Source organism: Paracoccus sp. Z118, from assembly GCF_019061185.1.
Taxonomy (GTDB): domain Bacteria; phylum Pseudomonadota; class Alphaproteobacteria; order Rhodobacterales; family Rhodobacteraceae; genus Paracoccus.
Window position 1 is genome coordinate 39,523 of record NZ_JAHQZU010000009.1, and the last position, 22,009, is coordinate 61,531.

Sequence of the window (22,009 nt, forward strand, 5' to 3'; positions counted from 1 at the left end):
CGTATATTTCCCACATCAGAGCGGATTCATGCTTCCGAAATCAATATCGAAGTTCCGTGGACCGATAGGGAATCCCTATGGACTCCCGGCCGAGATCCGCCGCGCCTCGGCCAGAAGCGCGTCCAGCACCGGTGTTCGCGGCTCGCGCCACGGCGCCACCACGCCGACGAAGCGATTATGCGCCGCGCCGCGCAAAGGCACCACCGACAGGTCGGTTCCGGTGGCGAGAAAGCGGGCGATGTCTTCGGGCAGGATCGTCAGGCAGTTCCCCGCCATGACGTTCGCCACCAGCGCGAGGGGCGAATCGCTTTCAAGGACGATGCGGGCCGAGACGCCGGCGGCGTTCAGGCTCTTGTCGATGATCCGGCGGTTCTGCATGTCGGGGGTCAGAAGCGCCAGCATCTCGCCCTCCAGATCCTCCCACCCGGCGCTCTCGCGGCCCGCAAAGGGCGCGGCGGGCGCGCAGATGAGGCAATAGCGTTCCTCGTAGAGCGGCTCGGTGATGACCCGCCCGGTCGGTTCGTTGTCGAGATAGGAGATGCCCGCATCCACATCGAGATTGTCGATCATCGCCAGAATCTCGATCGAGGTGCGCGACAGGATGGTGAAGCGCACGTTAGGGTGCAGCTCGCCGAAGCGTGTGGTCAGCCGGGCCGCCCAGGTCAGGGCGGTGGGGATCACGGCGACCCGCAACTCGCCGGCGAAGCCCCGGCGCTTGACCTGCATCTCCTCCTTCAGCTGCCGGGCGTCGCTGACGATCCGCCGTGCCCAGACCAGCGCGCTCTGCCCTTCCGGCGTCAGCCCGCCATAGCGGGAACTGCGGAAGACCAGTTGGACGCCCAGCTGTTCCTCCAACTGCCGGATGCCGGTCGAGAGGGTCGGTTGCGTGATGCCGAGGCTGGTCGCGGCGCGGCCGAAATGCTGCTCCTTGGCGACGGCGATGAGCATTTCAAGTTTGTGCAGCATGGTCCCGATGCGGGAAACGGCCCGCCCTCATCATGGGTGGAGCGCCTTACAGGGCGGCGCGGTGGAAGTCCGAGTTGGGATCGTTCAGCACGCTTTCCTTCAGCTCCTCCCACAGCTGGCGGCGCAGCGGGGCGAATTGCGGATGGGCCATCGGATCGCCCTGCCAATCGGGCGGGGCGATCCGGCGCAGGATGCGGCCGGGGCGGGGCGACAGCAGCAGCACATGGGTGCCGAGGATCAGCGCCTCGTCCACCGAATGGGTGACGAAGACCACGCCCGGCCCGCCGACGGCGCGGGTCAGGCGCAGAAGCTCGCCCTGCATGATCTCGCGCGCCTGCGCGTCGATGGCCGAGAAGGGCTCGTCCATCAGGATCACCTCGGGCCGTGGCGCAAGCGCGCGGGCCAGCGCCACGCGCTGCCGCATCCCGCCGCTGAGCTGGGCAGGAAAAGCGTCGCTCACCCGCGACAGCCCGACGAGGCCCAGCACCTCGGCCGCGCGAAGCCGGGCCTGCGTCGGCGGCACCTCGGGCAAAGCGAAGACCACGTTGTCGATCACGGATTTCCACGGCAGCAGCCGGTAGTTCTGGAACACCGTCGCGCTGCCCCGGCCGGGCCGGGGCGGATGGCCGGCCAGAAGCACCCGGCCCGAGCCGGGTGCGATCAGCCCGCCCAGAAGCCGCAGAAGGGTCGATTTTCCGCATCCCGATGGCCCGAGGACGACCAGAACCTCGCCTCGCCTCAGGGTGAGGTCGATATCCTCCAGCACCGGACGCCCCCCGAGTTCGGCGCAAAGCCCGCTGGCAGAGAGGATCGGTGCGTTCCCGGTCGGCATCCGCCCTCAGTTCCCCGCCGGGAAGGGGCCGAGCTTGCCGAGAACCGCCTCCAGCGGGGCGAGGTCGGCGAAAGCCTCCAGCGGTGCGGGGGCGATGCCCGCGAAGTCCTCGCCCTCGTGCAGCCATGCCTGCGCTTCGGTCAGCTCCGCCGCTGTCAGCCCGCCATCAACGGTCCACGCGCCGTCGAAGGCGGCCGAGAGCATCCGCAGGTCCTCCTCGGCCATGTCGGGCCGGGCCTCCTGCATCGCCGCGATCCAGGTTTCGGGATCGTTCTGGAAATCGCGGGCGGCAAGGACCAGCGCCTCGATCACCGCCTGCACCTCGTCGCCTCGTTCGGCCAGCGTCCTGCTGGTCACGACGTTCAGCTTGGACAGGATCGGCGCGGCCTCGTAATAGCCCGCCACATCGATCAGCACCGAAACGCCGGGCGTGTCGTCGATCGCCGTGAAGCTGCCGATGCTCATGGTGGTGGCGTCGATCTGCCCCGCCAGCAGCGCCTGTGCGCGGGCCTGCGGCTGGCCGAGCGCAACGAGCTGCAAGTCATCCGGGTCGATCCCCGCCGCGGCCAGCACTCGCATCGACAGCAGGTGATCGACGCTGCCGGGACGGCCGATCCCGAAGCGCTTGCCCGTCAGATCGCCGATCGCGTCCAGTTCCTTGCCTGCGATCAGATAGGGCAGGGATTTGTTGGGCGACATCACCGCCCGCAGGTTGTCGGCCCCCGCGACGACGGATTGAAGCAGGATGTCCAGCGAGACGTTGGCCATCTCGCCCTCGCCCGCGCGCAGGGCCGTCATCACCATCGGCGACTGCTCGACGCGCACGAACTCGACCTCGACGCCTGCGCGGTCGAAATAGCCCTGCCGGTCGGCCAGTTCCATGACCGAGTTCGGGACCAGCGGCGTTTCGGCATCCGACACGATCAGCCGGAAAGGCTCGGCCGCGGCGGGCAGCGCCAGCAGCGCGGCCGAAAGGGCAAGGATGCAGAGACGCTTCATCGGTATTCCTTTCAAGGGTGCATCAGCCGTCGCGCCAGCGCAGCAGTCGTTTCTCGATCAGCCGCAGGGTTTCCGTCATGGTCCCGCCGATCACGGCAAGGACCACGACCACGGCCAGGTATTCGGCCATGCGGAACCGGCTGCCATACAGCGCCAGCAGCCCGCCAAGGCCCGCGATGGCGGTGTAGAGCTCGGCCACGATGGTATTGATGAGGCCGATGGTCGCGCCGATGCGGATGCCGGTCAGCAGATAGGGCATGGCGCCCGGCAGGATCACATGGCGCAGGATGCGCGCGCGGCCGGCGCCGGTGGCGCGGGCCATCTCCAGCAGCTCGGGATCGGCCGCCCGCACCCCGGCATAGGCGTTCAGGATCACCGGCATCACCGCGCCAAGGAAGACGACGACCAGCTTGGCCTGCACCCCGAGGCCGAGCGCCACGATGATGAGCGGGATGAACGCCACTCGCGGCGTGGCGGCCAGCGCCATCACATAGACGTCGATGGTCCGGCCCAGCATACGCCACATGCCCATCGCGAAGCCGAGGCCCGCGCCGAAGATCACGGCGATCAGGGTGCCGCCCAGATAGACGGTGAGGCTGGCCCCGAGCGCGGGCAGCAGCCGCCCTTCGCCTGCCATGCGCCAGCCCGCCTCGGCCACCGCAATGGGCGAGGCGAAAAGGCCCGGCGGCGCGACCCGCGCGATGCCGGCCCAGACGAGAAGGATCAGCGCCAGAAACCCCAGCCGCAGGCCCGCCGTCAGAAGCGCATCGCCCCGCACCCCGCCCGCACGGCGCGGATCAAGCGCCGCAAGGGGCGGTGTGCGGGAGTCTGGCGCTCGGGTCATTGCGGCGGATCTCTCTCCCATCGCGTGGATTCTCACGAGGATTCCGCCCCGTGCAAGCGCCGCGATCTACGCCCTTTGGCTGAATTGCGGCAGGGTGGCCGGGGCGGGAAGATGCCCCGCCAGTGGGACGGCTGTTCAGGGGAGGATGCTGCTGTGACCTATGAGAACGTGAAGATCCATCCGGCCGTCGATGGCGGGGTGAAGGCGGGCGACGCGAGTTTCGGCGGCGGCACGCTGCACTGCAACTGCGCGTCGGACCGCGTCGAGGTGAAGGTGAGCGGGCCGACCGCCCATAACCATGTCTGCGGCTGCACCAAATGCTGGAAGCCCGATGGGGCGATCTTCAGCCAGGTCGCCGTCGTGGGCCGCGACAAGGTGGAAGTCACCGCCAACGCCGACAAGCTGAAGATCGTGAACGAGGCGGCGCCGATCCAGCGCTATGCCTGCACCGGCTGCGGAGCGCATCTGTTCGGCCGGATCGAGAACAAGGACCATCCCTTCTACGGGCTGGATTTCGTCCATACCGAACTGTCGGACGAGCCGGGCTGGGCCGCGCCGGAATTCGCGGCCTTCGTCTCGTCGGTCATCGAATCCGGCGTCGATCCGTCGCGGATGGACGGCATCCGCGGCCGCCTGCGCGAGCTCGGGCTGGAGCCTTATGACGCGCTTTCGCCGCCGCTGATGGATGCGATCGCGACCCATGTGGCGAAGCGGTCGGGCGCGCTGCCCGCCTGATCCATCGCGGCCCGGTTCCCCAATGGGCCGGGCCGCGCTATCAATACTCAACGCGCCGCTGACGGGTGCATGTCGAAAGAAGGAGTTTCATTCATGATGCGTACCCGCGCGGCGGTTGCGGTTGCCCCCGGCAAGCCGCTTGAGATCATGGAAGTGAACCTCGAAGGCCCGAAAAGGGGCGAGGTTCTGGTCGAGATCAAGGCAACCGGCATCTGCCACACCGACGAGTTCACCCTGTCGGGCGCGGACCCGGAAGGCATCTTCCCGGCCATCCTCGGCCATGAGGGCGCCGGCGTCGTGCTGGAAGTGGGCGAGGGCGTGACCTCGCTGAAGCCGGGCGACCATGTCATCCCGCTCTACACCCCCGAATGCCGCGAATGCGCGTCGTGCCTGTCGCAGAAGACCAACCTCTGCACGGCGATCCGCTCGACGCAGGGGCAGGGGCTGATGCCGGACGGCACGACCCGCTTCTCGATGCTGGATGGCACGCCGATCTACCACTACATGGGCTGCTCGACCTTCGCCAACCACACGGTCATGCCGGAAATCGCGCTGGCCAAGGTGGACCCCGACGCGCCGTTCGACAAGATCTGCTATATCGGCTGCGGCGTGACCACCGGCATCGGCGCGGTCATCAACACCGCCAAGGTGGAGATCGGGGCCAAGGCCGTGGTCTTCGGTCTGGGCGGGATCGGCCTGAACGTCATCCAGGGCCTGAAGATGGCCGGGGCCGACATGATCATCGGCGTCGATCTGAACAACGACAAGAAGGAATGGGGCGAGAAGTTCGGGATGACGCATTTCGTCAACCCGAAGGAGATCGAGGGCTCGGTCGTCCAGCACATCGTGGACATGACCAAGACGCCGTTCGACCAGATCGGCGGCGCGGATTACAGCTTCGACTGCACCGGCAACGTCAAGGTGATGCGGGATGCGCTGGAATGCACCCATCGCGGCTGGGGCGTGTCCGTGGTGATCGGCGTGGCGCCCGCCGGGGCAGAGATCCAGACCCGCCCGTTCCAGCTGGTCACGGGCCGCGTCTGGAAGGGCACCGCCTTCGGCGGCGCGCGCGGGCGGACCGACGTTCCGAAGCTGGTGGACTGGTACATGGACGGCAAGATCGAGATCGACTCGATGATCACCCACACCATGCCACTGGAAGAGATCAACAGCGCCTTCGACCTGATGCACGAGGGCAAGTCGATCCGCTCGGTCGTGATCTACTGACGCCGCCCTCGCCTTGACATGCCGCGCGCATCTGCTTGGGTGCGCGTGGCTCATGGCGGGGAATTGTCCCCGCCCGTCCCGCTCGCGGGCGGGAAAGCGGCTATCGCCGTTTTTCGGGAACCATCTTGAAACAGGAAGACCTGCCGATGAAAACCCTGTCAGAGAACGCCGCATTCGGGGGAACCCAGGGCGTCTATTCCCACCAGTCCGCCGTCTGCGATTGCGAGATGACGTTCGCGGTCTATCTGCCGCCGCAGGCGAAATACGGGAAGGTTCCGGTTCTCTGGTATCTCTCGGGCCTGACCTGCACACATGAGAACGCCATGACCAAGGCCGGCGCGCAGGCCTGGGCCGCGGATGAGGGCATCGCGCTGATCTTTCCCGACACCAGCCCGCGCGGCGAAGGCGTCGCCAATGACGAGGCCTATGATCTGGGGCAGGGCGCGGGCTTCTACGTCAATGCGACCGAATCCCCCTGGGCGCCGCATTTCCGCATGTGGGATTACATCGTCCAGGAGCTTCCCGATCTGGTGTTCGAGCAGTTCCCGCTCGACCGGGCGCGGCAGGGGATCACCGGCCATTCCATGGGCGGCCACGGCGCGCTGACCATCGCCATGACGCATCCCGAGACCTACCGCTCGGTCTCGGCCATTTCGCCCATCGCGAATCCGGCGAAGAGCGACTGGGGCCGCAAGCAGTTCACCGCCTATCTCGGCCCGGACGAGAGCACGTGGCAGGCCCATGACGCGACCGTGCTGATGGCCGAAAAGGGCTATCCCGGTCCGATCCTCATCGATCAGGGCGCCAGGGACCAGTTCCTGGACCTGCTGAAGCCCGAGACCCTGCTGGCCGCCGCCGCGCTGCGCCGCCAGCCGGTCGATTTCCGCATGATCGACGGCTACGACCACAGCTACTTCTATGTCGCCAGCGTGATGGAGGACCATGTCCGCTTCCACTCGGCGCGGCTGGGCGAGGTCGTCTGAGCGGGCGAGGCGGTTAGCGGCAGATGAGCCGCGCACCCCTCGGACCGGCGGCGCGTCATGCGCCTGTCCGGTCCTGCCTGCCGTCGCTGGCGGCCGGAGGGATAACCGCCGGGGGCCGTGTCCGCGGCCTATCCTGCGCGGCGATCGAGAGGGGCCTCTGCATCATACTTTGGGGTGAACGGACGCCGCGCGCGTTGACAGAACGTCGGCCCGGTAGCTTCATAAGAAAGCAATAAGAGCGGCAGATTTCGCAGATCCGTGAGGAGAGGATGGCGAGGGACGTGGTTGCCGCAATTCGTGTTCGCACCAGGGAGGAGACTATGAAGAAGGGTTTTGCCGGCCTCATCGCCGGGCTCATGATGACGGCCGCTCTGCCGGCCATCGCCAACGAGTCGGTCACTGCGGGGGCCAACGATCCCACGCAATGGACCATGCAGCTGAGCAACTATGCCGGCACCAGCTATTCGGAACTGGACGAGATCACCAAGGACAACGTGGGCGATCTGCAGGTCGCGTGGTCCTTCTCGACCGGCGTTCTGCGCGGTCACGAAGGCTCGCCGCTGGTGATCGACGACGTGATGTATGTCCACACCCCGTTCCCGAACAACGTCTATGCGCTCGACCTGAAGAACGACGGCAGGATCCTGTGGCGTTATAACCCGGAACAGAACCCGGACGTCATCGGCGTGATGTGCTGCGATACCGTCAACCGCGGGCTGGCCTTTGCCGATGGCACGATCTTCCTCAGCCAGGCCGACACCACGCTGGTCGCGCTGGACGCCAAGACCGGCGAAGTGAAATGGACGGCGGTCAACGGCGATCCCACCAAGGGCGAAACCGCCACCGCCACTCCGCTGATCGTCCGCGACAAGATCTTCGTCGGCATCTCGGGCGGCGAATATGGCGTGCGCGGCCACATGACCGCCTACAACATCGCGGATGGCAGCATGGCCTGGCGGGCCTATTCGACCGGCCCGGACGAGGACATGCTGGTCGATCCCGAAAACACGACGGTGCTGGGCAAGCCGATCGGCGCCGACAGCTCGCTCAACTCGTGGGAAGGCGACCAGTGGCAGATCGGCGGCGGCACCACCTGGGGCTGGACCACCTATGACCCGGAACTGGACCTGATCTATTACGGCACCGGCAACCCCTCGACCTGGAACCCGAGCCAGCGGCCGGGCGACAACAAGTGGTCGATGACCATCATGGCCCGCAACCCGGAAACGGGCATGGCCAAGTGGTTCTATCAGAAGACCCCGCATGACGAATGGGACTATGACGGGGTGAACGAGAACATCCTCGTCGATCAGGAGATCGACGGGCAGATGCGCAAGCTGCTGGTGAACTTCGACCGCAACGGCTTCGCCTATACGCTCGACCGCGAAACGGGCGAGCTGCTGGTGGCCGAGAAGTTCGATCCGGCGGTCAACTGGGCGACCCATGTCGAGATGGACCCCACCTCGGACCAGTATGGCCGCCCGCAGGTCGTGGCCGAATACTCGACCGAGCAGAACGGCGAGGACGTGAACTCGACCGGCATCTGCCCGGCCGCGCTCGGCTCGAAGGACCAGCAGCCGGCGGCCTTCTCGCCCAAGACCGGCCTGTTCTACGTGCCGACCAACCACGTCTGCATGGACTACGAGCCGTTCCGCGTCAGCTATGCCGCCGGCCAGCCCTATGTCGGCGCGACCCTGTCGATGTTCCCGGCGCCGGACAGCCATGGCGGCATGGGCAACTTCATCGCCTGGGACGCCACCACGGGCGAGATGAAGTGGTCGCTGCCCGAGCAGTTCTCGGTCTGGTCGGGCGCCCTGGCCACCGCGGGCGACGTGGTCTTCTACGGCACGCTCGAAGGCTATCTGAAGGCCGTCGACTCCGAGACGGGCGAGGAGCTTTACAAGTTCAAGACTCCGTCGGGAATCATCGGCAACGTCTTCACCTACGAGCGTGAGGGCAAGCAGTATCTCGGCGTGCTGTCGGGTGTCGGCGGCTGGGCCGGGATCGGCCTCGCGGCGGGTCTGACCAACGCCAATGACGGCCTCGGCGCCGTGGGCGGGTATGCGGCGCTGTCGGACTATACCGCGCTGGGTGGTCAGCTCACCGTCTTCACGCTGCCCGACCAAAGCTGAGCCCCGTCTGAAGTTCAGCCATAATCGGCCGCCCCCGAGGATATCGGGGGCGGCTTCCTGCGTTCGGCAGCCGCCGGGCAAGAGAAAATCCGCGCCCCGACTAAAGGTTGAATTGCCCGGATCGCCAATCGGCCTAGGCTGCTGACAATACTCTTTGGGAGGAGAGACCCTATGCTACGTTCTGCGCCGTTTGTGGCCCTGACGATTTTCCTTGCGGGCGCCGCACAGGCCCAGGCCGTCGATGTCAAGCCCGTCACCGATGACGGCGTCCGCTGGTTCAACGCCGAAGAGGTCCCGACCTTCAACATCGCCGAGGACGGCACCGTCGATTGGCCGACCTTTTCGGGCTACCGCCGCTATCACGCCGAATGCCACGTCTGCCACGGCCCCGATGGGGAGGGTTCGACCTATGCGCCCGCGCTGAAGAAGTCGGCCCTGAACATGGAATATTACGAGTTCGTCGGCGTCGCCGCCGGCGGCCAGCAGGAGGTCAACGCCGCGCAGAATCAGGTGATGCCGGCCTTCGGGATGAACCCGAACGTGATGTGCTATCTGGACGACATCTACACCTATCTGCGCGCGCGGGGGGTCGATGCGATCCCGCGCGGCCGCCCGGCGAAGCGCGCCGACAAGACCGAAGCCTACGCCGAGGCCGAGAAGGCCTGTATGGAGGGCTGAGTGCGCCTGCTCCTGCCGATCGTCGCCGCCGCCCTCGCCTTCAGCGGGGCGGCGAGCGCACAGGTGGCCGACCTGGTGGACAGGTCGGCCTTTCGCGTCTGCGCCGATCCCGCCAATCTGCCGCTGTCCAGCGAAGACGGCAGCGGGTTCGAGAACCGGATCGCCGAGTTGATGGCCGAAAATCTCGGGGTGCCGGTCCAGTACACCTGGTTTCCGCAGGTCACGGGTTTCATCCGGCAGACGCTGAGCGCGGGCAAATGCGATGTCGTGATCGGCTTCGCCCAGGGACACGAGCTGGTTCTCAACACCAACCACTACTACACCTCGACCCATGTGCTGGTGGTGCGGGCGGACAGCGATCTGGCCGATGTGGACCACCTGTCCGATTCCCGGCTGGCGGGGCGGAAGCTGGGCGTGGTCGCGGGGGCGCCGCCCACCACGCATGTCGCCCGGCTGGGTATGATGAAGGACGCCAAGCCCTATGACCTGATGACCGACCGGCGGGTCGAGAACCCGGCGGGCGACATGCTGCGCGATGTCGAGGCGGGCGTGACCGACGGCGCCCTGCTCTGGGGGCCGATCGCGGGGCCGCTGGCCAAAGGCAACGACACGCTCAAGGTCATTCCGCTGGTCAAGGAGACCGCGACGCCGCGCCTGTTCTTCCGTATCACCATGGGCGTCCGCGCCGGCGAGGATGAATGGAAGCGCGAGCTGAACAGCCTGATCCGCCGCCATCAGGACGGGATCGACGCCATCCTGCACGACGCGGGGGTGCCGCTGGTCGATGACTACGGCAAGGAGGTCAAGGCCCCCTGACGCCGACGGCTTTTGTCCCCGGTCGCATCGCCCCGGAAAGAGGCCTCGCACCCCACCGGCGCGAGGTCTCCGCACTTGTCAGCCAAAGGTATTAGCGCCTTGGAAAACATTGACTTATGAAAAACTTATGAGCGTTTAATGCTTTGCCCCGGCCCGCCGCTGTGCCCCAATGCACGGGGGAGGACAGCATGAGACGAACGACGCTTGCAGGGGCCGGAATCTGTCTGGCACTGGTGCTGCCGGGGGCCGCTCTGGCAGAGGTGGAATATCGCGCGGCCGTGCTGCGCGTGGATGCGCCGGGTCCGATGCCGATCTCGCGGCTGGACCTGCCGCCCGAGGATCTGGGCTTCGCCGGGGGCGCGCTCGGCACCGCGGACAATGCCACGACCGGCGGTTTCCTGGGCCAGACATTCACCACCGAAACCGTGATCGCCACGCCGGAAACGGCCGAGGCCGAGATGCGGCGGCTGATCGAGGCCGGGATTCCCTATATCGTCACCCTCGCGGATGCCGGGATGACGGTGAGGCTGGCGGATGTCGCCCGCGATCTGGCGGGGGAGGAGGCCTTGGTCGTCAACGCCGCCTCGACCGACGACCGGCTGCGCGGGGCGGAGTGCCGGGCGAACATGCTGCATGTCGCGCCCTCCGACGCGATGCTGGCGGATGCGCTGGCGCAGTATCTCGTCTGGAAGCGCTGGACCGACTGGTTCCTGATCGAAGGCAGCCACCCCGAGGATCAGGCGCTCGCGCAAGCCTACCGCCGCGCCGCCGAGAAGTTCGGCGCCCGGATCGTCGAGGAGCGGGTCTATGAGGATACCGGTGGTGCCCGGCGCACCGATTCCGGCCATGTGCAGGTGCAGGCGCAGATGCCGGTCTTCACCCAGCGCGCGGCGGATCATCACGTGGTCGTTGCCGCCGATCATTCGGGCGTCTTTGCCGACTGGCTGCCCTATCACACCTGGGATGCGCGGCCCGTGACCGGTTCGGCCGGGCTGGTCCCGCAGACTTGGCATCCGGCGCATGAGGCGTGGGGCGCCACGCAGTTCCAGTCGCGGTTCGAGAAGCAGAACAACCGCCCGGCGCGGGACGAGGATTATCAGGTCTGGACCGCCCTGCGCGTTCTGGGCGAGGCCGCGACCCGCACGCAGGGCGGCGATTTCGCCGCGGTGCGCGAGTTCATCCTGTCGCCCGATTTCGATCTGGCCGCCTTCAAGGGGCAGAAGCTGACCTTCCGCGACTGGGACGGGCAACTGCGCCAGCCGGTGCTGTTGACGGCGGACCGCGTGGTCGCCTCGGTCAGCCCGCAGGAGGAGTTCCTGCATCAGGTGAGCCAGCTCGACACGCTCGGGATCGATCGGCCCGAGACGGAATGCACGAAATAGAAACGGGGGGATCCGAATGAGAATGATTGCCGCACTGGCATCGTCGGCGGCGCTGCTGGCCGGACCGGCCTTTGCCGACAAGATCTTCGTCTCGAACGAGAAGGGGAACTCGATCTCGGTTCTGGACGCGGGCAGCCTTGAGGTGATCCACACGATCACCGGGATGCAGCGCCCGCGCGGGATCACCGCGTCGCCGGATGGCAAGACCATCTATGTCTGCGCGTCCGACGACAATCTGGTGCGGGTCTATGACGCCGCCACCTACGAGGAACTGCCCTCGCTGCCCTCGGGGCCGGACCCCGAGCTGTTCGTGATGCATCCCGATGGCAAGAAGCTGTTCATCGCCAACGAGGACGACAACATCGTCACCGTCGTCGATGTCGAGACCCGGCAGGTGCTGGCCGAGATTCCGGTGGGGGTGGAGCCGGAAGGCATGGGCGTCAGCCCCGATGGCAGCATCGTGGTGAACACGTCCGAGACGACGAACATGGCCCACCTGATCGACACCGAGACCTACGAGATCGTCGCCAACGTGCTGGTGGACAGCCGCCCGCGCTTCGCCGAATACACGCCCGACGGCAGCATCCTGTTCGTGACCGCCGAAATCGGCGGGACGGTTTCCGCGATCGACACCACCGCGAACGAGATCACGAAGAAGATCACCTTCGAGGTGCCGGGCGTGCTGCCCGAAGCGCTGCAGCCGGTCGGGATGCGGGTGACGGCGGACGGGACCAAGGCCTATGTCGCGCTCGGCCCGGCGAACCGGGTCGCAGTGATCGACGTGCCGAGCCTTGAGGTCACGGATTATCTGCTGGTCGGACAGCGGGTCTGGCAGCTCGGCTTCTCGCCGGACGGCCAGTTTCTTTATACCACCAACGGCAACTCCAACGACATCTCGGTGATCGATGTCGCCAGGGACGAGGTGACGGTCTCGGTCCAGGTGGGCGAACAGCCCTGGGGCGTCGTCGCGGTGAAATCGGAATGAGGGAGGGAATGATGAAAGCAGTTTTTCTGGCCGCCGCACTGGCGCTGACCGCGGGCGCGGGTGTCGCGCAGCAATTCGACTATGGTTTCGCCGGGCTGATGGGCAAGGCGAACCGGGTGGAGCTGCCGCCGCTGACGCTCGGCTCGGGCAAGCCGGTGCAGGACGCGCCCTATGACCTGAAGTCGGGCACCTATTACAAGATGAACATCGTGGCGGACGGGTCGGCCGAACTCGCGCTGTCGGGCGGCGATTTCTTCCGCGCGGTCTGGATCAACGAGATCGTCATCAACAGCATCGAAGTGCGGCCGATGGGCGTGCATTCGCTGGAATTCGATGCGGCGGGCGAGGCCGAGATCAGCTTCATCGCCATCACCCCCGGCAGCTACACCCTGTCGATCCCCGGCTCGTCCGGCGACACCCAGAAAGCCGTCTTCAACATCCAGTAAGGAGAGCGACCCATGAAGAAGATTGTTCTTGCCGCCGTGATCGCGGCTTTCGCGGCCCCGGCCTTTGCCAATGACGAGGCCACCCCGGAGCAGATCGCCCGGATCGACGAGGCGCTGGCGGCCATGACCTGCGAGGTGGACAGCGACAACATCGAGGTGGAGGATGACGGCAGCTTCGACCTCGACGACGTGATCTGCGCCGATGGCCAGTATGACGTGAAGCTGAACGCCGACTTCACCGAGAAGGAGCGCCGCAAGGAATGACGCAGCCCTCCGGCGCCGCTTCGGCGGCGCCAGACGCCGATGCGCTGGTCATCGCGGGGGTCAGCCACCGCTTCGGCCGGGTCACGGCGCTGGATGATGTCAGCTTCACGGTCCCGAAGGGCGCGTTCTGCGCCCTTCTTGGCGTGAACGGCGCGGGCAAGACGACGCTGTTCTCGCTGATCTGCCGCCTCTACGACAGCACCTCGGGGCGGATCGTGGTGGCCGGCCATGACGCCCGCCGCGCGCCGGGAAAGGCGCTGGCGCGTCTGGGCGTGGTGTTCCAGAGCCGGGCGCTGGACGGCGACCTGACGCTTGCCCAGAACCTCGCCTATCATGCGGCGCTGCACGGAATGGGCGGGCGCGTCGCGCGGGTTCGCGCCGGGGAGGTTCTGGAACTGGTCGGCCTGTCCGAAAAATCGGGGGCGCGGGTCAGCACCCTTTCCGGCGGGCAGCAACGCCGGGCCGAGGTGGCGCGGGCGCTGCTGCACGGGCCTGAGCTGCTGCTGCTGGACGAGGCGACGGCGGGGCTCGACATCCGCGCGCGGGCCGAGCTTCTGGCGCTGATCCGGCGGCTGATCTCCGACGAGGGCGTCTCGGTCCTGCTGGCGACCCACATCTTCGAGGAGGTCGCGCCGCAGGATCATGTCGTCATCCTGCATCGCGGCAGGGTGCTGGCCGACACCACCGCCGAGGCGCTGGCATCGGGCGGCGACCTTGGCGCGGCCTTCCTCGCCATGACAGGGGCGCAGGCATGAGGGGCGCCTCCATCGCCTTTGCCGGGATCGCCCGGCGCGAGTTCCTGCGCTTCACCCGCCAGCGCGAGCGGTTCCTCGCCGCGCTCGTGCGCCCGCTGGTCTGGCTGTTCATCTTCGCGGCGGGGTTCCGGTCGGTGCTGGGCCTGTCGATCACGCCGCCCTACCGGACCTATGTGCTGTATGAGGTCTATGTCACCCCCGGCCTCTGCGGCATGATCCTGCTGTTCGCCGGGATGCAAAGCTCGCTGTCGATGGTCTATGACCGCGAGACGGGGGCGATGCGCAGCCTGCTGGTCAGCCCGTTCCCGCGCTGGTTCCTGCTGGGGTCCAAGCTGCTGTCGGCGGTGCTGGTCGCGGTGCTTCAGGTCTATGCCTTCCTGCTGATCGCCTGGCTCTGGGGGATTCGCCCGCCCGCCATCGGCTATCTGACCGTGCTGCCCGCGCTGGTGCTGGCGGGGCTGATGCTCGGCTCGCTTGGGCTGCTGATCTCATCGACCATCCGCCAGCTTGAGAATTTCGCGGGGGTGATGAACTTCGTGATCTTCCCGATGTTCTTCGCCTCGTCCGCGCTTTACCCGCTGTGGCGGATGCGGGAATCGAGCCCCTTGCTGCACGACATCTGCGCGCTGAACCCCTTCACCCATTCGGTCGAGTTGATCCGCTTCGCGCTTTACGGTCAGCTTGCACCGCTGTCCCTGGCCGTGGTGCTGGGCTGTCTGCTGCTGTTCTTCGGCGGCACGATCTTCATGTATGATCCGGCCAAGGGCCTCTGGCGCGGCCGGAAGGGGGGAAGGGGATGATCCGATATCTGACGCTCGCGGCGGCGCTGGCGCTGCCGCTGGCCGGCCATGCGGCAGGCCCGGTCGATCCCGACTGGCCCTGCATCCAGCGCCGGCAGCCGCAGCTTTCCGTGGCGCAGCTCTGGGCCGGCCCGCCCGTGGACGAGGCGATCGAGGCGCGGGCCGACGCGCCCGAGATCCGGCAGCTCGGCGAGGCGATCGCGCTGCGCCGCACCTCGCTGGAAGAGGCCGAGGCGATGGTCGCAGGCTTTGCCGAGGGCGCGAGCGCCGAGGATCTGACGGCGCTGTTCCTCGCCGCGTTCGAGCCTATCCAGACGGCGCGTGGCCGGGTCATGGCCGGGATCACCCGCTATGCCCACCAGCAGGAGGCGCTGGACAGCCAGATCGAGGACAAGCGGCACAGCTTCCAGCAGTTGCTGGACGCCGAGCCGCAGGATTTCGACGCCATCGACAGGCTGGAAGCAGAGATCGACTGGTCCACGCGCATCTTCCAGGATCGGCAGCAGGCGCTGACCTATGTCTGCGAAACCCCGGTCGTGCTGGAGCAGCGGGCCTTCGCCCTTGGCCGGATGATCGCCGGGAGGCTTCCGAAACAGCCCTGAACCGCCGTCTTTTCACAAGGCGGGACGGGGGCGGGAATTATATACTCGCTTCTTATTAAGAATGGCCTAACATCCCTGCCGAACCGTGGGAGCGGTTCGAGACGAGGGAGGTGACAATAGAACACCAACGCTTGAACGGGGCGTGTGGGTCTGGGCTGACCGGACGCAAGGTCCGCGACGTGCTGATCGTGGACGATCATCCGCTCATGTGCGAGGCGCTGTCGATGACGCTGACGGCGGGATTCGGGCTGGCGCGGGTCCGCATGGCGGCGAGTCTTGCCGCCGCCGAAGCCTCGATCCGCGAAGAAGGGGCGCCCGATGCCGTGGTGCTGGACCTCAACCTGCCGGACGTGGCGGGGGTCGAAGGGGTCGTCAGCCTGAGCGTCCGCAGCCAGGGCGCGCCGGTCACGGTCATCTCGGCCGAGGTGGATCAGGGCATGGTCGCGGCGGTGATCGGGGCGGGGGCTTGCGGTTATGTCGGCAAGTCGATGCCGCGCGCCGAGCTCATCGCCGCGTTCCGCGTCATGTGGAACGGCCAGATCGTCCTGCCCGAAGGCTATGATCCCGACGACGAGGATGAGGAGGCCGCGCAGCTGGCGCAGGCCTTCGCGACGCTGACGCCGCAGCAGATGAACATCCTGCGGCTGATCTGTCAGGGCCGGCCGAACAAGATCATCAGCTACGAGCTGTCGATCGCCGAGGCCACGGTCAAGACCCATGTCGCGGCGATCATGTCCAAGATCAACGTGCGCAACCGCACCCAGGCCGCGCTGCTGGCCAGCAAGGCGCGGCTGTTCAGCCGCTGACCGATGATGCAGATGAACGCCGGAACAATCCGCCGCCCGCAGGTCGTGGCCGCCCGAGGCGAGATCGACGCGGTCGAGGCGGGGATCGTCGCCGGCCTCGCCGGTCTCGGCCCCAGCCTGATCCTGTTCTTCGCCGCCGACGGCGCGCAGGTCGCGCCGCTGTCGGGGCGGCTGTCGGCGCGTTTCGGGCCGGACTGCTGCGTGCTGGGCTGCTCGTCGGCGGGCGCGTTCGACTTTTCCGGCTATGCCGATGAGGGCGTGATCGCCATCGGCTTTCCCGCCGGATCTTTCCGGGCCGAAGCGGTCTGGCTGTCGCGGCTGCGCCAGCATCTCGCGCTGGACTGGATGGCCGCGCTGCGCGACCTTGCCGGGCGGGTGCCGGCGCAGCCGGACCGCTCGCGCTTCGGGCTTCTGCTCATCGACGGGCTGAGCGGGCGCGAGGAGCTTGTCGCCGCGACCGTCGATGCCGCCGTGCCCGAGCTTCTGGTGCTGGGCGGATCGGCGGCGGACGGGCTGCGGTTCGATCAGACGCAGCTTGCCATGAACGGCGAGGCGCGGCCGGAAAGCGCGCTGTTCTGCATGGTCTCGACCGATTTCGCCGTCGAGGAGGTGGTTTACGACCACTTCAGCGCCGTCGGCACGCGGATGGTCGTGACCCATGCCGATCCCGACAACCGCCTGCTGACCGAGATCGACGCCGAGCCGGCGGCGGCGGAATACGCCCGCCAGATCGGCGTCGCCGTCGCGGATCTCGGCCCCAGCGCCTTCGCCCACAACCCGCTGCTCGAACGCTCGGGCGGGCGGCATTATGTCCGCGCGATCAGCGCGGTGACGCCCGACGGCGGGCTGACGCTGATGTCCTCGGTCGAGACGGGGGCGGTGCTGTCGATCGGACGGGCGCAGGGCCTCATCGACGGTTTCAGCGCCCGGATGGAGCGGCTCGGCCCGGCCGAGCTGGTTCTGGGGTTCGACTGCATCATGCGCCGCATCGCCATCGAGCAGGCGGGCGAGCAGGAGGCGGTGGCCGCGCTCTGCCGCGATTTCCGCATCGCCGGCTTCAACACCTATGGCGAGCAGCATGGCGGCATCCATGTGAACCAGACCTTTGTCGGACTCGCCTTCGTGGACCGCCGACCGAATGATGGCCCTCATGACAAGCGCGACTGACCTGCACGTTCCACCAGCCGAGCCTCCGGAGCGCCGCATTCAGAAGCTGGAGCGGATCAACGCCGCGTTGATGCAGCGGATCGAGCGCGTCGAGGAGGCCCGCGGCCCCGCCTGGGCCCTGACCCGCGCGACCGCCGTGCTGGAGCGCGAGGTGCTGGCCCGCAACCGCGATCTGGAACGGACCATGCAGGAGCTGGCGGCCAGCAACGCCGAGCTTGCCTCCGCCCGCGAGGTCGCGGATCAGGCGAACCGCGCCAAGTCCCGCTTTCTGCGCGCGGCGAGCCACGACCTGCTGCAACCGCTGTCCGCGGCCAAGCTGTTCCTGTCCCATCTGGCCGAACTGTCGCAGGACACCCACCAGCGCGATCTGGTCTCGCATCTGATCGCGACCATCGATTCCGCCGACGAGCTGATTCAGGCCCTGTCGAACATCGCCCGGCTGGACAGCCAGAATTTCCAGATGCACATGGCGCCCGTTGCCATGGGGCGGCTGTTCCGGCGCCTGCTGATCGACCTGCAACCGCTTGCGAACGCGCGCGGGATCGACCTGCGCTTCGTGCCGACCCGCGCCGCGGTCGAAAGCGATCCGGTCTATCTGCGCCAGATCGTGCAGAACCTGATCGCCAACGCGCTGAAATACACCTCCGGCTCCAGGGTGCTGGTGGGGCTGCGTCACCGGGGCGACCGGGTCTGGCTGGAGGTGCTGGATCAGGGGCCGGGCATCGCCAAGTCCGACCAGGACCGCATCTTCAACGAGTTCGAGCGCCTCTCCCGCGCCAAGCAGCCGGGGACCGGGCTGGGGCTGTCGATCGTGCGCCGCGCCTGCGAGCAGCTCGGCCATCCGCTGGAACTGCTGTCCGACCACGGCACGGGATCGGTGTTCCGGGTCGGGCTGAAGCGCGTCTCATCCGAGGAGATCGCGCTGCGGCCGCAGGGGGCGGCGGATGGCAGGCTGCCGGATGATCTGCACGGGCTGCGGATACTCGTGGTCGAGAACGATCCGGCCATGCGGCGGGCCTATGCCATGCTGCTCGGCGGCTGGGGCATGGAGGTCCGGGCCATCGGCGACATCGCCACCGCCCTTGCGGCGGCCCGCGCCGAGCCGCCCGACCTGGTGCTGACCGACTACCGGCTGGACAATGGCGAGACGGGCATCGCCGCGCTTGAAGCCTTGATCGCCGAGCGCGGGAAACGGATCGCCGCGCTCATCATCTCGGCCGAGACGGTGGGCGCCATCCGCCACGAGGCCCGCGGGCTGGATGTGGAGGTGCTGGAAAAACCCGTCGCCGAAGACGAACTGCGCCGGGCGCTGAGGGCCGCGTTGATCCGATGCCAGTGAGGCAGGCGTCCCTCGGGCCGCTGTTCTCGCGGCCGAGCCTGCGCGGCCGGTTGTGGCTCGGGGCGGCCGCGCTCGCGCTGCTGGCCGTGCTGGCTGCGGTGATGGCGGTCTATGGTCTGGCGCGCACCCGCGCGCTTGCGGCCGATGCGATGGCGGCGCAGCGCCGGGTCGATGGCTATGCCGCCCACAGCGCGCGGGTCAACGACTGGATGCTCGGCTGGCTGATGACCGGCACGGCCCGCGCGGGGTCCGCCCGCGACCCGGCGCCGGTTCTGGCGACGCTGGAGGATCTGGACCGGATGGTGGCCGAGGATCTGGCCCTTGCGCCCGATGGGCGAGAGCGTGACCTGCGGGCCGCGCAGGTCGCCACGGTCGCGCGGCTGCGGGGGATGTTCCTGCAAATGCAACGCGCGCTCGAACAGAACCCGCCCGGCAGCGCCGCCGGCGAGGCCGCCATCGCCTTCTACGGCGCGCAGGCCCCCGTGCTGGCCGCCCGTCAGGCCGAGCAGGAGATGCGCCGCCGCGATCTCGCACTGGCGCGGATGGACGATCTGTCGCGGCCGCTGTCCGGGGCGGCGATCGGCATCGCCATCCTTGCGCCGCTGGTGCTGGTCGGCCTGTATCTGGGGATGCTGCGGCCGCTGTTCGACCGCCTCGGCCATGCCACCCGCGACGCTGAGCGGCTGGCGCTGGGCCAGCTTCCGGCGGCGGCGCGGGGGCATGACGAGCTGGGACTGATGTTCGCGCGGATGCGGCAGATGGCGCGGCGGCTCGACCGGCGGCGGCAGCGGCTGGCGCAGGATTACGACCGGCTGGAAACCATCGTCGGGGAACGAACCGAGGCGCTGTCCGCCGCCAATGCCCGGCTGGCGCGGATCGACGCCACCCGCCGCCGCTTCTACGCCGATGTTGGCCACGAACTGCGCACGCCCCTGACCGTCATCATGGGCGAGGCGGAGCTTGCGGCCAGCCACGCCGATCCGCAGGTCCGGGCCGCGTTCGACACCGTGCGCAACCGGGCCGAGCGGCTGTTCCGACGGATCGAGGATCTGCTGCGGATCGCCCGCTCGGAAAGCGGGCAGCTTGAGCTTGTCCGGCAACCGGTCGAGCTTGCGCCGACCTTGGCGCTGGCGCAGTCCGATCTGGCGCCGGTGCTGAAACGGGCCGGGATCACGGCCAAGACGGACCTGCCCCCGTTGGTGGTCGCAGGGGACGGCGAATGGTTGCGGCAGGTCTTCGCGGGCTTCCTGGAGAACGCCTCGAAATACGCGGGCCGCGGCGCGACCGTCCGCATCTCCGGCCGGGCCGAGGGGGACCGGGCGGTGATCGACATCGCCGACGACGGCCTCGGCCTGCCCTCGGGCGAGGCGGCGCGGATCTTCGACCGTTTCGGCCGCCGGTCGGTCGCGCCCAACGGCTTCGGCGTCGGGCTGGCGCTGGCGCATTGGGTCGTGACGTCGCTGGACGGCGAACTGGTTGCGGTGGACGCCCCGCAGGGGCTGCACCTGCGGATGAGCCTGCCAATGTGGGAGGAGGGGTGATGGCGCGTATTCTCGTCGTCGAGGATGATCCCGACATCGCCTCGCTGCTTCAGCGGGGCCTTGCCTCGGCGGGGCACACGACCGACTGGGCCGAGACGGCCGAGGCGGCGCTGGCGCTGGCCGGCTCGGCCCCCTGCGACGCGGCGATCATCGACATGATGCTGGGCGACGAAAGCGGCGCCGCGCTGCTGGCCGACCTGCGGGCGCGGGGAGTGCGGATACCGGCGATCATGCTGTCCGCGCTGGCCCGGATCGAGGACCGCGCCGAAGGGCTTGAGGCGGGGGCGCAGGACTATGTGGTCAAGCCGTTCCAGCTTTCGGAACTGCTCGCCCGGCTCGAGGTGCAACTGCACCGCGCCGCGCCGCGCCCGGTGATGATGACGCTGGGCGGGCTGGTCTATGATCCGGCCAGCCGGCAGACGACCGGATCGGGCAAGCCCGTCGCGATGAGCGAGCGCGAGGGCGACCTGCTGACGCTGTTCCTTGCCAACCCCGGCATCGTGCTGACCCGCGGCGAGATCTTCGACCGGATCTGGGCGCCGCAGGGCGGCTCGACCGAGAATGTCGTGGATGTCTATCTCGGCTATCTGCGCCGCAAGCTGGGCAATTTCACGCCTTACGGGCTTCAGCTTCGCACGCTGAGGGGCAGGGGATTCGTGCTGTCGCTGTCGGAGGATGAGGGATGATCGACCGGATGCGCGCCGTCGGGCTGGCGCTGCTGCTGTTATTGGCCCCTGGCGTTGCCCCCGCCGGGCCGCTGACGGACCGGATCATGGCGCCGGGATTGCTGGCGGACATGCCGCAGGGCGAGGCGCTGCGCTATCGCCACGACCGCAGCATCCCCGCGCAGCCGGAAGGCGCGGTCGCCCCCGGCGCGGGCCGCGGCCTGCCCGTGCCGCGTGCCGTTGAGGGCGCGGAGTTGCGGCTGACGCCCGATGGCGCCGGGACGCTGATCCTCCATTCCGACGAGGCGGGGGAGAGCCGTCCGATCTCCGGCTTCCCGGCGGCGGGCGGCAATCCGGTCCTGCTGTTCTTTCTGGAGAACGTGGTGCGCCATCTCGCCGTCTCGACCGGCGGCAGCCCCTTCTATCTGCGCAACCGGATGGTCGAGGCGCTGGCCGCCGCCGACCTGCCCCCGCACGGCGAGGAGGCCGTGCTCGCGCCCTTTGCCGATGATCCGAACCGCGACCGCCTAGGCGGTTTCGCCGACCTGCGGATCGCCCTGCGGCTTGACCCGGCGGACCCGGCGCGGCTTCTGGAGCTGCGGGCCGAGGCCGGGGCGGCCGACTATCTGGAACAGATGACACTTGTCACGGAGGACTGAGGATGCCTGCCTTCCCGATCCGCGCCGCCCTCGCCGCGCTGCTGCTGGCGCTGCCGCCGACCGCCGGCCTCAGCGCGGATCTCGTCAACGACTACCCGACCGAGGCCCGCGCCGAGTATGTCTTCGGCTGCATGGCGGCCAACGGGCAGAGCCAGGACGTGCTGCGCCGCTGCGCCTGCTCGATCGACCAGATCGCCACGATCCTGCCCTTTGATGATTATGTGGCCGCCGAAACCGTCATGCGGATGCGGCAGGGCGGGGGGGAGCGGGGGGCGCTGTTCCGGGGAACCCCGGCGGCGCGCGACGTGCTCGCGGAACTGCGCCGGGCGCAGGCCGAGGCCGAGATGATCTGCTTCTGAGCGCCTCAGCCGAAAGTCTGAGCCGGA

At 68.0% G+C, this 22,009-nt stretch carries 24 protein-coding genes; 20 read left to right on the plus strand and 4 right to left on the minus strand.

The features are described 5' to 3' along the window. Positions 1 to 75 precede the first annotated feature (75 nt). The 4 genes from KTN05_RS09505 to KTN05_RS09520 are packed head-to-tail and all read right to left on the minus strand — an operon-like array spanning position 76 to position 3,641. Positions 76 to 966 (minus strand): LysR family transcriptional regulator, encoded by an 891-nt coding sequence (locus tag KTN05_RS09505; protein WP_217329163.1) that lies wholly within the window; start codon positions 964 to 966, stop codon positions 76 to 78. 46 nt (positions 967 to 1,012) lie between these two features. Next, positions 1,013 to 1,798 carry an ABC transporter ATP-binding protein gene (locus KTN05_RS09510; RefSeq protein ID WP_217329164.1) on the minus strand — a complete coding sequence of 262 codons (786 nt, stop codon included), beginning with the start codon at positions 1,796 to 1,798 and terminating at the stop codon, positions 1,013 to 1,015. Positions 1,799 to 1,804: 6 nt separating this feature from the next. Continuing rightward, complete coding sequence (locus KTN05_RS09515) at positions 1,805 to 2,797, minus strand: ABC transporter substrate-binding protein (RefSeq protein WP_217329165.1); 993 nt, start codon at positions 2,795 to 2,797, stop codon at positions 1,805 to 1,807. A 22-nt stretch (positions 2,798 to 2,819) separates the two neighbouring features. Further along, positions 2,820 to 3,641: an ABC transporter permease gene (locus KTN05_RS09520; protein WP_217329166.1), complete on the minus strand. Its 822-nt coding sequence runs from the start codon at positions 3,639 to 3,641 to the stop codon at positions 2,820 to 2,822. A 111-nt stretch (positions 3,642 to 3,752) separates the two neighbouring features. Between KTN05_RS09520 and gfa the strand changes: the two genes are divergently transcribed. The 20 genes from gfa to KTN05_RS09620 all read left to right on the plus strand — a co-directional run bounded on the left by gfa (position 3,753) and on the right by KTN05_RS09620 (position 21,982). Then, positions 3,753 to 4,376 carry an S-(hydroxymethyl)glutathione synthase gene (gfa, locus tag KTN05_RS09525; protein WP_217329167.1) on the plus strand — a complete coding sequence of 208 codons (624 nt, stop codon included), beginning with the start codon at positions 3,753 to 3,755 and terminating at the stop codon, positions 4,374 to 4,376. A 96-nt stretch (positions 4,377 to 4,472) separates the two neighbouring features. Next, on the plus strand, positions 4,473 to 5,603 hold the full coding sequence (locus KTN05_RS09530; RefSeq protein WP_217329250.1) for an S-(hydroxymethyl)glutathione dehydrogenase/class III alcohol dehydrogenase: 1,131 nt from the start codon (positions 4,473 to 4,475) through the stop codon (positions 5,601 to 5,603). Between the two features lie 146 nt (positions 5,604 to 5,749). Then, on the plus strand, positions 5,750 to 6,586 hold the full coding sequence (fghA, locus tag KTN05_RS09535; RefSeq protein ID WP_217329168.1) for an S-formylglutathione hydrolase: 837 nt from the start codon (positions 5,750 to 5,752) through the stop codon (positions 6,584 to 6,586). Between the two features lie 320 nt (positions 6,587 to 6,906). Continuing rightward, positions 6,907 to 8,718: a methanol/ethanol family PQQ-dependent dehydrogenase gene (locus tag KTN05_RS09540; protein ID WP_217329169.1), complete on the plus strand. Its 1,812-nt coding sequence runs from the start codon at positions 6,907 to 6,909 to the stop codon at positions 8,716 to 8,718. Between the two features lie 171 nt (positions 8,719 to 8,889). Next, positions 8,890 to 9,396, plus strand: coding sequence for a c-type cytochrome, methanol metabolism-related (locus KTN05_RS09545; RefSeq protein WP_217329170.1), 507 nt, complete (start codon positions 8,890 to 8,892; stop codon positions 9,394 to 9,396). Continuing rightward, positions 9,397 to 10,212: a substrate-binding domain-containing protein gene (locus tag KTN05_RS09550; RefSeq protein WP_217329171.1), complete on the plus strand. Its 816-nt coding sequence runs from the start codon at positions 9,397 to 9,399 to the stop codon at positions 10,210 to 10,212. Positions 10,213 to 10,400: 188 nt separating this feature from the next. Beyond that, positions 10,401 to 11,594, plus strand: a complete 1,194-nt coding sequence (locus tag KTN05_RS09555) for an ABC transporter substrate-binding protein (RefSeq protein WP_217329172.1) — start codon at positions 10,401 to 10,403, stop codon at positions 11,592 to 11,594. A 16-nt stretch (positions 11,595 to 11,610) separates the two neighbouring features. Beyond that, positions 11,611 to 12,579, plus strand: coding sequence for a PQQ-dependent catabolism-associated beta-propeller protein (locus KTN05_RS09560; protein WP_217329173.1), 969 nt, complete (start codon positions 11,611 to 11,613; stop codon positions 12,577 to 12,579). An 11-nt stretch (positions 12,580 to 12,590) separates the two neighbouring features. Beyond that, positions 12,591 to 13,025 (plus strand): hypothetical protein, encoded by a 435-nt coding sequence (locus tag KTN05_RS09565; protein ID WP_371823321.1) that lies wholly within the window; start codon positions 12,591 to 12,593, stop codon positions 13,023 to 13,025. A 12-nt stretch (positions 13,026 to 13,037) separates the two neighbouring features. Continuing rightward, positions 13,038 to 13,289, plus strand: a complete 252-nt coding sequence (locus KTN05_RS09570) for a PepSY domain-containing protein (RefSeq protein WP_217329175.1) — start codon at positions 13,038 to 13,040, stop codon at positions 13,287 to 13,289. After that, positions 13,286 to 14,044 (plus strand): ATP-binding cassette domain-containing protein, encoded by a 759-nt coding sequence (locus KTN05_RS09575; protein ID WP_217329176.1) that lies wholly within the window; start codon positions 13,286 to 13,288, stop codon positions 14,042 to 14,044. The genes KTN05_RS09570 and KTN05_RS09575 overlap by 4 nt, the downstream gene beginning before the upstream one ends. Continuing rightward, positions 14,041 to 14,844, plus strand: a complete 804-nt coding sequence (locus KTN05_RS09580) for an ABC transporter permease (protein WP_217329177.1) — start codon at positions 14,041 to 14,043, stop codon at positions 14,842 to 14,844. Before KTN05_RS09575 ends, KTN05_RS09580 begins: the two co-directional genes overlap by 4 nt. Beyond that, positions 14,841 to 15,446 (plus strand): hypothetical protein, encoded by a 606-nt coding sequence (locus KTN05_RS09585; protein ID WP_217329178.1) that lies wholly within the window; start codon positions 14,841 to 14,843, stop codon positions 15,444 to 15,446. Before KTN05_RS09580 ends, KTN05_RS09585 begins: the two co-directional genes overlap by 4 nt. A 131-nt stretch (positions 15,447 to 15,577) precedes the next feature. Next, complete coding sequence (locus KTN05_RS09590) at positions 15,578 to 16,252, plus strand: response regulator transcription factor (RefSeq protein WP_254368101.1); 675 nt, start codon at positions 15,578 to 15,580, stop codon at positions 16,250 to 16,252. 3 nt (positions 16,253 to 16,255) lie between these two features. Further along, the gene (locus tag KTN05_RS09595) at positions 16,256 to 17,419 is read left to right on the plus strand and encodes an FIST N-terminal domain-containing protein (RefSeq protein WP_254368102.1); all 1,164 of its coding nucleotides are present in this window, start codon (positions 16,256 to 16,258) and stop codon (positions 17,417 to 17,419) included. After that, positions 17,403 to 18,758, plus strand: coding sequence for a HAMP domain-containing sensor histidine kinase (locus KTN05_RS09600; protein WP_217329179.1), 1,356 nt, complete (start codon positions 17,403 to 17,405; stop codon positions 18,756 to 18,758). The genes KTN05_RS09595 and KTN05_RS09600 overlap by 17 nt, the downstream gene beginning before the upstream one ends. Beyond that, positions 18,755 to 20,299 (plus strand): HAMP domain-containing sensor histidine kinase, encoded by a 1,545-nt coding sequence (locus KTN05_RS18670; RefSeq protein ID WP_217329180.1) that lies wholly within the window; start codon positions 18,755 to 18,757, stop codon positions 20,297 to 20,299. The genes KTN05_RS09600 and KTN05_RS18670 overlap by 4 nt, the downstream gene beginning before the upstream one ends. Next, on the plus strand, positions 20,299 to 20,985 hold the full coding sequence (locus KTN05_RS09610) for a response regulator transcription factor (RefSeq protein ID WP_217329181.1): 687 nt from the start codon (positions 20,299 to 20,301) through the stop codon (positions 20,983 to 20,985). Before KTN05_RS18670 ends, KTN05_RS09610 begins: the two co-directional genes overlap by 1 nt. Then, a complete protein-coding gene (locus KTN05_RS09615) occupies positions 20,982 to 21,623 on the plus strand; it encodes a hypothetical protein (protein WP_217329182.1) in 642 nt (213 codons plus the stop codon). The genes KTN05_RS09610 and KTN05_RS09615 overlap by 4 nt, the downstream gene beginning before the upstream one ends. 2 nt (positions 21,624 to 21,625) lie before the next feature. Beyond that, the gene (locus tag KTN05_RS09620; protein WP_217329183.1) at positions 21,626 to 21,982 is read left to right on the plus strand and encodes a hypothetical protein; all 357 of its coding nucleotides are present in this window, start codon (positions 21,626 to 21,628) and stop codon (positions 21,980 to 21,982) included. Positions 21,983 to 22,009 lie beyond the last annotated feature (27 nt).

Coding starts and splice junctions, on each gene's coding strand:
- KTN05_RS09565 (WP_371823321.1), top strand. CDS start 12,591: ATGAAAGCAGTTTTTCTGGCCGCCGCACTGGCGCTGACCGCGGGCGCG.
- KTN05_RS09580 (WP_217329177.1), top strand. CDS start 14,041: ATGAGGGGCGCCTCCATCGCCTTTGCCGGGATCGCCCGGCGCGAGTTC.
- KTN05_RS09610 (WP_217329181.1), top strand. CDS start 20,299: ATGGCGCGTATTCTCGTCGTCGAGGATGATCCCGACATCGCCTCGCTG.
- KTN05_RS09600 (WP_217329179.1), top strand. CDS start 17,403: ATGACAAGCGCGACTGACCTGCACGTTCCACCAGCCGAGCCTCCGGAG.
- KTN05_RS09575 (WP_217329176.1), top strand. CDS start 13,286: ATGACGCAGCCCTCCGGCGCCGCTTCGGCGGCGCCAGACGCCGATGCG.
- KTN05_RS09540 (WP_217329169.1), top strand. CDS start 6,907: ATGAAGAAGGGTTTTGCCGGCCTCATCGCCGGGCTCATGATGACGGCC.
- KTN05_RS09595 (WP_254368102.1), top strand. CDS start 16,256: ATGATGCAGATGAACGCCGGAACAATCCGCCGCCCGCAGGTCGTGGCC.
- KTN05_RS09615 (WP_217329182.1), top strand. CDS start 20,982: ATGATCGACCGGATGCGCGCCGTCGGGCTGGCGCTGCTGCTGTTATTG.
- KTN05_RS09505 (WP_217329163.1), bottom strand. CDS start 966: ATGCTGCACAAACTTGAAATGCTCATCGCCGTCGCCAAGGAGCAGCAT.
- KTN05_RS09515 (WP_217329165.1), bottom strand. CDS start 2,797: ATGAAGCGTCTCTGCATCCTTGCCCTTTCGGCCGCGCTGCTGGCGCTG.
- gfa (WP_217329167.1), top strand. CDS start 3,753: ATGCCCCGCCAGTGGGACGGCTGTTCAGGGGAGGATGCTGCTGTGACC.
- KTN05_RS09545 (WP_217329170.1), top strand. CDS start 8,890: ATGCTACGTTCTGCGCCGTTTGTGGCCCTGACGATTTTCCTTGCGGGC.
- KTN05_RS09555 (WP_217329172.1), top strand. CDS start 10,401: ATGAGACGAACGACGCTTGCAGGGGCCGGAATCTGTCTGGCACTGGTG.
- KTN05_RS09585 (WP_217329178.1), top strand. CDS start 14,841: ATGATCCGATATCTGACGCTCGCGGCGGCGCTGGCGCTGCCGCTGGCC.
- KTN05_RS09520 (WP_217329166.1), bottom strand. CDS start 3,641: ATGACCCGAGCGCCAGACTCCCGCACACCGCCCCTTGCGGCGCTTGAT.
- KTN05_RS09510 (WP_217329164.1), bottom strand. CDS start 1,798: ATGCCGACCGGGAACGCACCGATCCTCTCTGCCAGCGGGCTTTGCGCC.
- fghA (WP_217329168.1), top strand. CDS start 5,750: ATGAAAACCCTGTCAGAGAACGCCGCATTCGGGGGAACCCAGGGCGTC.
- KTN05_RS09570 (WP_217329175.1), top strand. CDS start 13,038: ATGAAGAAGATTGTTCTTGCCGCCGTGATCGCGGCTTTCGCGGCCCCG.
- KTN05_RS09620 (WP_217329183.1), top strand. CDS start 21,626: ATGCCTGCCTTCCCGATCCGCGCCGCCCTCGCCGCGCTGCTGCTGGCG.
- KTN05_RS09560 (WP_217329173.1), top strand. CDS start 11,611: ATGAGAATGATTGCCGCACTGGCATCGTCGGCGGCGCTGCTGGCCGGA.
- KTN05_RS09530 (WP_217329250.1), top strand. CDS start 4,473: ATGCGTACCCGCGCGGCGGTTGCGGTTGCCCCCGGCAAGCCGCTTGAG.